This is a genomic window from Syntrophorhabdaceae bacterium, from assembly GCA_036504895.1.
Lineage (GTDB): Bacteria > Desulfobacterota > Syntrophorhabdia > Syntrophorhabdales > Syntrophorhabdaceae > PNOM01.
Genome location: DASXUJ010000020.1, coordinates 26,639 through 35,612 on the forward strand (window position 1 = coordinate 26,639; position 8,974 = coordinate 35,612).

Genomic DNA, 8,974 nt, shown 5'->3' on the forward strand with positions numbered 1-8,974 from the left:
TCCTTGTTGAAACGGCTTAGGGATGGGACTTGATATAGTCGAGGCAGAACTTCATGGTCTCGTCGCCGGGAAGGCCTTTGGCCTTCATGGCCTTCACGTATTTCTCCTGGATGGGTTTCATCTTGGCGGCGGTCTTCGCCTCTTCTTCCTTCGATGCCTTGATGAACTTCACGCCTTTCTGCATGGCGTATTCCTTTGCTTCCTTGTCGAGCTGGTTCCAGAGCTTGCCCTGTTTCTCTATCCATTCTTCATTGAGCTTCTCGATGGCGGCCTGATCTTCTTTCGTGAGGGAGTTCCATTTGTTCTTGTTCATGATGACATACATGGAGGTCATGTAGGAAACGGCATAGTTCTCGAGGCTCGTCTTTACCACCTCTCCGAATCTCCAGCCTTTAAGTGCCTCGATGGGCAGCAGGATGCCTTCGCAGAGGCCCTTCTGCAATGCATCATAGGTCTCGGTGATAGGCATGGTGACAGGGGCGCCTCCCACGGCGCTCACGATGTCGGCGTTCTCCGCATTTGCCTTGATTCTCAATCCCTTGATATCGTCAATCGAGTTGATGACTTTCTTGGTATGGAAGATGCCGGGGGCTGCGCCATGGAGGTACATGACCTTCACGTCGTCGAATTCTTTCGGCTTGAACTTCTGAAAGTATGCGTTTGCGAGCTTGGTCGCCTGGTAGCCGCTCGTATAGCCAAGGGGCTGCTGGAGGACCTCGCTAAGAGGGAGCCTGCCGGGGGCATAGGCGAGAAGGTTCTGGCCGATATCGGCGATGCCTTTTACCGTAGAGTCATAGTTCTGCATGGGAGGGGTGAGGGTGCTGCCGGGGAAGTAGGTGATTTTTACCCGCCCGTGGGTCCTCTTCTCCACCTCTTTGCACCATTCTTCGGAGAGCTTGCTGATGGGGTGCACAGGAGGGAAGAGGTTCGAGTAACGGAGCTTAATTACCTTCTCCTGGGCTTGAGCCGGTATTGAGGTGAAAAGGAATGCAACGATCATGATGCCCACGATAGTACATATGACACCGAAACCTTTTTTCATATAAATCCTCCCATGACGTATTATACGGCGTAAGCCGCGTGTTCCCGTGGAAAACTGTTATCCGGTCTCCTGCACCGTAGCAAGATACCTGTTTTTTGTCAATACTGATTTAGTCGGTCCTGCCTCCCCTATTGGAGGGTTTTCAAATGAATCCGTCGTGCCTCTGCTTCTTTTCCGGACCCTTCGCTATATGACTTTATATAGTTATATAGCTAACTTAGCGTACTATGTTATATATTAGACCAGTTTATTTGTCAATAAAATAGCGTCATAAATATACCATTTTAGTAAGGAGGTCCCCTGGCGATGGGACCTCCTTCGTCTCATCCCCGTCTCAAAATTGACGTTTCGGTCGCCGGGAGGCTACTGCCTCTATGTGTTTACATTTAGGTACATCGGCTTTTTTGCAGGGTTCAGGCCCTCTTGACAGGAAGAAGGCACGTCTGGTATCTTTATTGCATAGTAGGCTGAGTAGAATGAGATGCCATGCAGCTCTTATCCTTTTCTTTTTCACCTCTCTTCACGAAGGGCAATTCCTCCCATGACCGGTTTCTGATTTCTGCTGCATCCCAGTACTGAAAGATAATACCCAATATCCGGCAAAGCCGGGCCAAACCCATGGAGGTTGCCATGAATGAGAATGGTGCAAAGTCGCTTGTTCACCACCTGAAGGAAGTCAAGGAGGGGAACAGGAAGTTCGAAAACGCTTTCGAGAGCGTTGCCCGCATGATACTCGAAAAGAACGATATGATCGAAAAAGTCATGGTCAATGGAAAGAGCACCTATGACTTCGGGATATTCAGAAAGGGACAGAAGCATGTGATCGGCATGTTCGATGAGATCAACAGCTTCGTTTCGAGTGTCAAAGATGCAGCGGAAGGGGGCTCTTCGAGGGAGATGGCCTTTGTTCTTGTGGGCGAGCCCGGCAATGGAAAGACATTCCTGGTAGAGAACCTCTGCGCCCTCTACCGCAGGTTTCTGAGCCAGGTGGAAAACCGCCGGTTCACATTCAACTTTACCCATCTCGATCGCATGGAAACCTATGGAAAAATAAAAACCGTCCAGTCCCAGACTTTCGAGGACCCCATTATTCTTGCCATGAATCTCTTCCCCTATGATGGCAGATCGAAGGAATTCCTCGCCGAGCATGGCGGATTCGACGACAGGGAGATCGAAGGACTCTATGAAAACTACAGGCCTCTCGGTGCATGCAGCGACTACATCCTGAACGATATGAGAAACAGTGTCGACGGGGATATCGAAAAGCTGCTCGAGTGCATCGAAGTGGTCCCCGTGCCCATGAGCGAGAGCCTCGGGACGATTACGGGCAAGTACTCCGCAAAAGACAAGATCACCTCCTCGGCAGTGGACCTTTTGGGTGAGGAATCGATCCAGCGCCTCCTCCACCTGTCCGACCCGAATAACCCTTACAGGTTTGACCTCAGGAGGGGGGCCCTGGCACGGGTGGCTGGAGGCGGGATACATTTCAGTGACGAGGTGTTCAAGAACAAGAAAGACCTCGTCCAGGTATATCTGGGCGTAATTCAGAACCGGTCCATAGAGATCGACGGGTTCCGCTGGCCGATCGATACCCTTATCATAGCCACCAGCAACAACTCCGAGTTCAACAGGTTTCTCGCAGAGAAAGAAGAGGCGCCCATCGTCGACAGATGCAGGATATGCTACGTAGCCCACAATACCGACTACAGGCTCCAGTATAGTCTTACGCAGTACGCCCTGGGAAGCGAGGTGAAAACCACTCTCACCAAGGAGCGGCTCCATCAGGATCCGAATCTTAATTACGCGGCCTCAGTAGGGGTCGTGCTGACACGCCTTCCCAAAACCGAAAAATTGACGGCTATCGAAATGATGAAGCTCTCTGCGGGCGAAGTGGCGGGAGAGAAGAGTATCAAGACCCTCTCGGAAGTCATCGATATGCTTAACCACGAGCCGGATATCACCAAAAGGTTCGGACAGAAGGGACTAGGTCAGAGGGACCTGGGCAGGGCACTTCAGATGCTCATGGAAACCTCCGAGACCAATGAAGGTCAGTGCATGTTTGCGGAAGACATCTTCAAGGCCCTGGAAAAGGTAATTCTCGATTATGTGACGGAACCTGCCGAGAGGGTCAAATACTTCGAGGACCTGAAAGTCGCCAAGGGCCTCTATCGCGAGCGGATTATGACGGAGATGTTTAATGCATACATGGACGAGCCCCTCGCCATCAAGAGAGACGTGATGAATTACGTCAACATGATAATCGGGGTGGACGCGGAAAACCTCGGCCAGGACAGGATGTGGAAGTATAAGGACCCCCAGACGGGTCAGCTCAGGGCATTGAAGATCGATGAGCGTTTCATCCAGAGTGTGGAGGAGAGGCTCGGCCTGAAAACAGAGGAGCAGAGGGAATCCTTCAGGACCTCCATTCGAAAGATCTATGGCCAGAAGATTTCCGTCGACCCTGATTATGACTTCATGGACAATATAGAACTGGTAAAGGCGGTCACCGACGTGAGACTGAAATCGGATATCGCCGGTGCGGGAAGCCTCATAGGCGCCCTTGCAAACAGGACGAACGAGGAGAACCAGAAGCTCTACGACAGGATGATCACCACCATGCTGGACAAGCTCGGGTACTGCTCGACCTGTGCCCAGAAAACCATAGAATATTTCTGTACGAAAAACGATGAAAACTGATAAAAAGGGTCCCCCTTCCACAGCTCTTTACGACAGCTCCGACCTGAGCTTCTTTAAGTTGTCGGTCCCTTCCCCTTACTCCTATATCCATACCATCGGCTCCATAGAAGACCTTATTGAGAGGGACGTACAGAGGGAGAAGGACGGCTTTCCCAGAAAGATCAGGCTCGGAAGGCTGCTCAAGCCGGTGATCGGAGGCAAGGAGAAGACGGTGGTGGTCCCCACCACGGTTGAGGAAAAGTTCTATCATGATTCGCGGAATCCCGACGAGGAGCAGCAGGAAGGTACGGGGGGAACGGGAGACGGCGAGGAGGGTGAGGTAATCGGAGAGGAGCCCTTCCATGAGAAATCGGAGGGTGGAAGCGGCGGCCATGGCCAGGGAGAAGGGGGAGACCATGAGATCGAGACTACCCTCTACGATCTCGGCAGGATCCTTACCGAAAAGTTTCAGTTGCCGAACCTTAAGGAAAAAGGCACGAAACGCTCCATGAAGAAGTTCACCTACGACCTCACTGACAAGCACCGTGGTTTCGGCCAGGTCCTGGACAAGAAAGCAACCCTGCGGAGGGTCCTCCAGACGAATATGGGTCTCGGGAGGATCAGCGACCCCACCGACATAGACCCTGCGTCGCTCCTTGTCTCTCCTCAGGACAGCATTTACCGTATTCTTTCAAAAGAACAGGACTACGAGGCCCAGGCCCTCGTCTTTTTCATCCGTGACTATTCAGGCTCCATGTCGGGCCTGCCCACGGAAGTAATTGTGACCCAGCACGTGATGATCTATAGCTGGCTCCTCTTTCAGTACCAGGGGCAGGTGGAGACGCGGTTTATTCTCCACGATACCGCGGCGCGGGAGGTGCCCGATTTCTACACCTATTACAGCCTCTCCATAGCAGGCGGCACCAAGATGGAGTCCGCCTACAGGATGGTCAACGAGATCGTGGAAAAAGACGGTCTGGACCGGGATTACAATATTTATGTGTTTCAGGGTACCGACGGCGACGACTGGGACGTGACGGGAGAGCAGACGGTTCCCGAGCTTGGGAAAATGCTCGCCTACAGCAGCAGGATGGGCATTACGATTACAAGCCCCGGCGAGGGCTCTTATTCGACGACCACGGCGGGCAGATACCTGGGCGAGGTGGCGGAGAAGCGCCCGGATAAGCTGAAGATCGATCTGATCGGTGACAACCCTGAAGAATCCCGGCTTATCGAAGGCATCAAGAGGCTTATCTCGTGAAGAGAGGACGGTAACCCATGGAATTAGTGAGTCAGCACACGAAAAAGATCATGGAAGGGTGCAAGGAGCGGGCAAAAGACGCGGGCCTTACCTTCCAGACCGAAACGCTTGAATATATCGTATCGAACAAGGACCTCCTCGAGCTCGGCCCGAAGAACATGATCCCCACCCTCTATGATTACTGGGTTCATGATGTGGAAGTGCTGAGAGAGAAGGGGAAGTACGAGCTTTTCCCCCACAACCCCTATGAGACGGTAATAAACACGAGACCTGCCATCTCGTTCTATAACGATAACAATCCCGATTGGCTCAACGTGATGATCTTCTACCACGTCCTCGCCCATATCGATTTCTTTCAGAACAACCTCTACTACCGGCATACCTGGGACGAGGATTTCGCGGGTCAAGCCTTATCGGATAAGAGGACCGTCGCAATGCTCCGCTCCGAGAAGGGCAGGTGGGTCGATTACGTAATAGAATTCGCCCGCGGCATAGATAACCTGGTCAATTATTACGGGGTCCTTTCCGATTTCGACCGGGCTTCGGAATCGAAGGAATCGAGGCGTCTCGACTATTATTACGACATCTTTCTTCAGAAGGTGAAGGGCGTCACCATGACGGAGTACCTGAAGGAGTTGGAACGGTATAACGAGGCCGTCTCGCAGTATGGAGCGATGGGGGCATCCGTCTTCTTTTCGGCGGTGGTAAGAAAATATCCCGAATTTGAGGCAATGTTCGAAAGGCAAAACAAAAAAGGGAAATCCGTTCCCCCGGACATCCTGCAGTTTCTCGAAACCCACTCCCCCTTTCTCCAAAAAGAGGAGAACCGGTGGATGATCACCATTATGGAGATTGTGCGCAAGACCTCCCTTTATTTTCAGCCCCAGATACGGACGAAGATCATGAATGAAGGGTGGGCAAGCTATTGGCATGATCAGCTTTTCATGAAAGATACCAGGATTAAAGGGAACGAGGTCAACTATGCGAGTGTGAATGCAAAGGTTACAGCCCTTCCCCGGATGGGTCTCAATCCGTATGCCCTCGGCATGCGGCTCTTCTCATTCATCGAGGAAATGGCGGGGAAAGGCAGGCTCGGCTATGATTTTCAAAGAATCACCCGATCGAACGAAAGGAACGATTTCGACAAAAAGAGCGACACGGCCCGTGATTGCGTATTCAAAGTAAGGAGTAACCTCAATGACTTCGTCTTCATCAATACCTTCATAGATCAGGATTTTGTCGACAGGTACAAACTCTTCGTGACCGGAAGACGGCCGAATGCGGAAAAAAACGCCTGGGAATATTATGTGAAGAGCAGAAAAGCTGACGACTACAAACAGATGCTCCTCGATTCCCTCTATCATCCGCCTCATATCAAGGTAAATGAGGAAAAATCAAAGGAGGGGTCCCTCTATCTCGACCACCGCTTCGAGGAAAAACCTCTCGTCCAGGAATTTATCGCCAATACCATGATGGGCATCGAATATCTGTGGGGAGGGCCCGTAAAACTGGAAACCACGGAATTCGTGGCCGAGTCGGATCTGAGGAGGACTGAAAAATATTATTACGGTATGGGGAGAAAACTGGCCCAGGGGAGTAAGAAGAAAGTGGCCCGGAGGACGGTTTACACGATGGAAAAACAGAAACTTACCAAAATCCTGATGCAATAGGGCAACGAGCATGACGAAAGCCGAAGAAGTTCTTCATGGATTAAGCACCAAGATCAGGGAACAGGAGCGCAGGGCCCCTGTAAAGCTTACCGAATTCATGTCCTATGCGAGGGATTACCCGGAACGCGTGTTCCGGAACGTCTTTCAAAGAATGTACGATATGGTGATCTCATCGGTCCGAAAAGGCGTGGACGAATATCCGGACGACCCCGAGTCGATCCAGTACGTATCATATGACTGCGGCAACCTATTCGTGGAAGGCACGGACCACCCTTTTTTCGCAGACCGCCTTTTTGCCAACCGCCTGGTGAATCTCTTTTCATCTTTCCGCCACGGGGCACAGCAAAACAGAATATATATATTCGAAGGCCCCCACGGATCGGGCAAGAGCACTTTTCTGAACAACCTCCTCATGAAGTTCGAGCAGTACAGCCTGACACCCGAAGGCGGCGCCTATGAGATAACCTGGCATCTCGACAAAAAATCTTTGACCGTGGCAGGAGAAGATGACTCTCATGCGCTCCTGACCCAATTGATGGGATTGGCTGAAGATTCCCCCTTCCACCCCAAGAAAAGGCTGCAGAAGGAACAGGCCTCTTCTATGTCGCACAAAGAGTACCTGGATGTCCCCTGTCCCAGTCACGACCATCCCCTTCTCATCGTCCCGAGGGAATACCGGGAAGAGATGATCGACGGCCTCATCAAGGATGAAGAATTCAAAAAAAAGCTCTTCTCCCATAAACAGTACGAATGGGTATTCAGAGATAATCCCTGCACTGTCTGCCTCTCCCTCTATCAGACGCTCCTCGATATCCTCGGATCTCCCGCCAAGGTGTTCGAGATGGTCTACGTACGCCGTTATGAGGTGAACCGCCGCCTGGGCCAGGGAATCAGCGTATTTAATCCCGGCGACCGGGGCGCCAAAATGAACGTGGTTACCAACGAGCTTCTCCAGAACCGGCTGAATGCGCTTCTCAAGGATAGTAATCGTGTAAAATATATATTTTCGAGGTATGCGAGCACCAATAACGGGGTCTATTCCCTTATGGACATTAAGGCCCATAATAAAGAGCGTTTTGCGAACCTCCACGGCATAATCAGCGAAGGGGTGCACAAAGTGGAGGATATCGAAGAAAATGTGAATTCCCTTTTTCTGGCGCTCATGAATCCCGAAGACAGAGAAAATATCGAAGGGGCCCAATCCTTCACCGACCGCATTACCCGTATAAAGATGCCTTACGTTCTGGATTACAACACGGAAGTAAAGATTTACAAGAACACTTTCGGGGACCAGATCGAAAAGAGATTTCTTCCCCGGGTGCTTCAGAACTTTGCAAAGGTCATCATATCATCCAGGCTGAAGGGCGAATCCCAGGGCTGTCAGGAATGGATCGAAGAGCCGGAAAAATACTTCCTCTTCTGTGATCCGGGCCTTCACCTTCTCAAAATGGATGTCTATGCCGGAACACTGCCTTCGTGGCTCGGCCAGGAAGATAGAAAACGCTTCAATTCCAAGAGGAGGAGGGCTATTTTCGCAGAGTCCGAGTCGGAAGGGGACAGGGGGTTTTCGGGCAGGGATTCCATCAAAATCTTCAACGAGTTCTTCAGCGTTTACGGCATGAACGGTACGCTCGTGAATATGCCGGCAGTCTGCACCTATTTCAGCGAAAAGCGGAAAGACCTTGCGGGGCTCGTTCCCGAGGGGTTCTTCGAATCCCTCCTCAGCTCGTACAATTATGCCGTACTCCAGGAAATGAAGGAGTGTCTTTACTATTTCAACAGCGAGCGCGTTTCGATGGATATCCAGAATTATATTTTTGCCACCAATTTCGAGGCCGGTCGCGTGGAGCGGTGCCATTATACCAGCGAGACACTCGACATTTCAGAAACTTTCTTTCAAACCATGGAAAAACAGATTCTCGGATCAGGGGCAGACATGGGTCAGATGCGCCAGTTCAGAAGAGAAGTACAGCAGCAATATGCATCCCGGACCTTGACGCAGGAGATCCTCATGGACGGAAAACCCCTTGCCGCCACCACTATCTATAATAGCCTCCTTGAAAGGTACGTACACAGTCTGAAGGAGAAGGTAATGGACCCTTTCCTGAAAAACGACAACTTCCGGGGCGCCATTAAAGATTTCGGCACCGAAGTATTCAAGACCTACGACAAACGGGTCAGGGACGAAGTCACCTTCCTCATGAAAAACCTTCAGAGGAAGTATCTCTACTCGTCGAAAGGCGCCAAAGAGATCTGTATCTATGTGATCGACAGCGATCTCGCCCGCACCTTCGCGTCCTCCTGAGCAACGTATCAGAAAGACAT

Annotated in this window: 5 protein-coding genes; 4 read left to right on the plus strand and 1 reads right to left on the minus strand. The window is 51.3% G+C overall.

Annotated elements, in window-relative coordinates:
* Nucleotides 1–16 precede the first annotated feature (16 nt).
* The gene (locus VGJ94_02570) at nt 17–1,042 is read right to left on the minus strand and encodes a TRAP transporter substrate-binding protein (protein ID HEY3275477.1); all 1,026 of its coding nucleotides are present in this window, start codon (nt 1,040–1,042) and stop codon (nt 17–19) included.
* Between the two features lie 630 nt (nt 1,043–1,672).
* On the opposite strand from VGJ94_02570, the gene VGJ94_02575 reads away from it, so the two are divergent.
* Genes VGJ94_02575 through VGJ94_02590 form a run of 4 tightly spaced genes read left to right on the plus strand, consistent with a single transcriptional unit; the run spans nt 1,673 to nt 8,954 of the window.
* Nucleotides 1,673–3,739, plus strand: a complete 2,067-nt coding sequence (locus VGJ94_02575; GenBank protein ID HEY3275478.1) for a hypothetical protein — start codon at nt 1,673–1,675, stop codon at nt 3,737–3,739.
* A complete protein-coding gene (locus VGJ94_02580) occupies nt 3,729–4,979 on the plus strand; it encodes a DUF444 family protein (GenBank protein ID HEY3275479.1) in 1,251 nt (416 codons plus the stop codon). The genes VGJ94_02575 and VGJ94_02580 overlap by 11 nt, the downstream gene beginning before the upstream one ends.
* A 17-nt stretch (nt 4,980–4,996) precedes the next feature.
* Complete coding sequence (locus VGJ94_02585) at nt 4,997–6,649, plus strand: SpoVR family protein (protein ID HEY3275480.1); 1,653 nt, start codon at nt 4,997–4,999, stop codon at nt 6,647–6,649.
* 10 nt (nt 6,650–6,659) lie between these two features.
* Nucleotides 6,660–8,954 (plus strand): hypothetical protein, encoded by a 2,295-nt coding sequence (locus VGJ94_02590; GenBank protein HEY3275481.1) that lies wholly within the window; start codon nt 6,660–6,662, stop codon nt 8,952–8,954.
* The last annotated feature ends 20 nt before the right edge of the window (nt 8,955–8,974 follow it).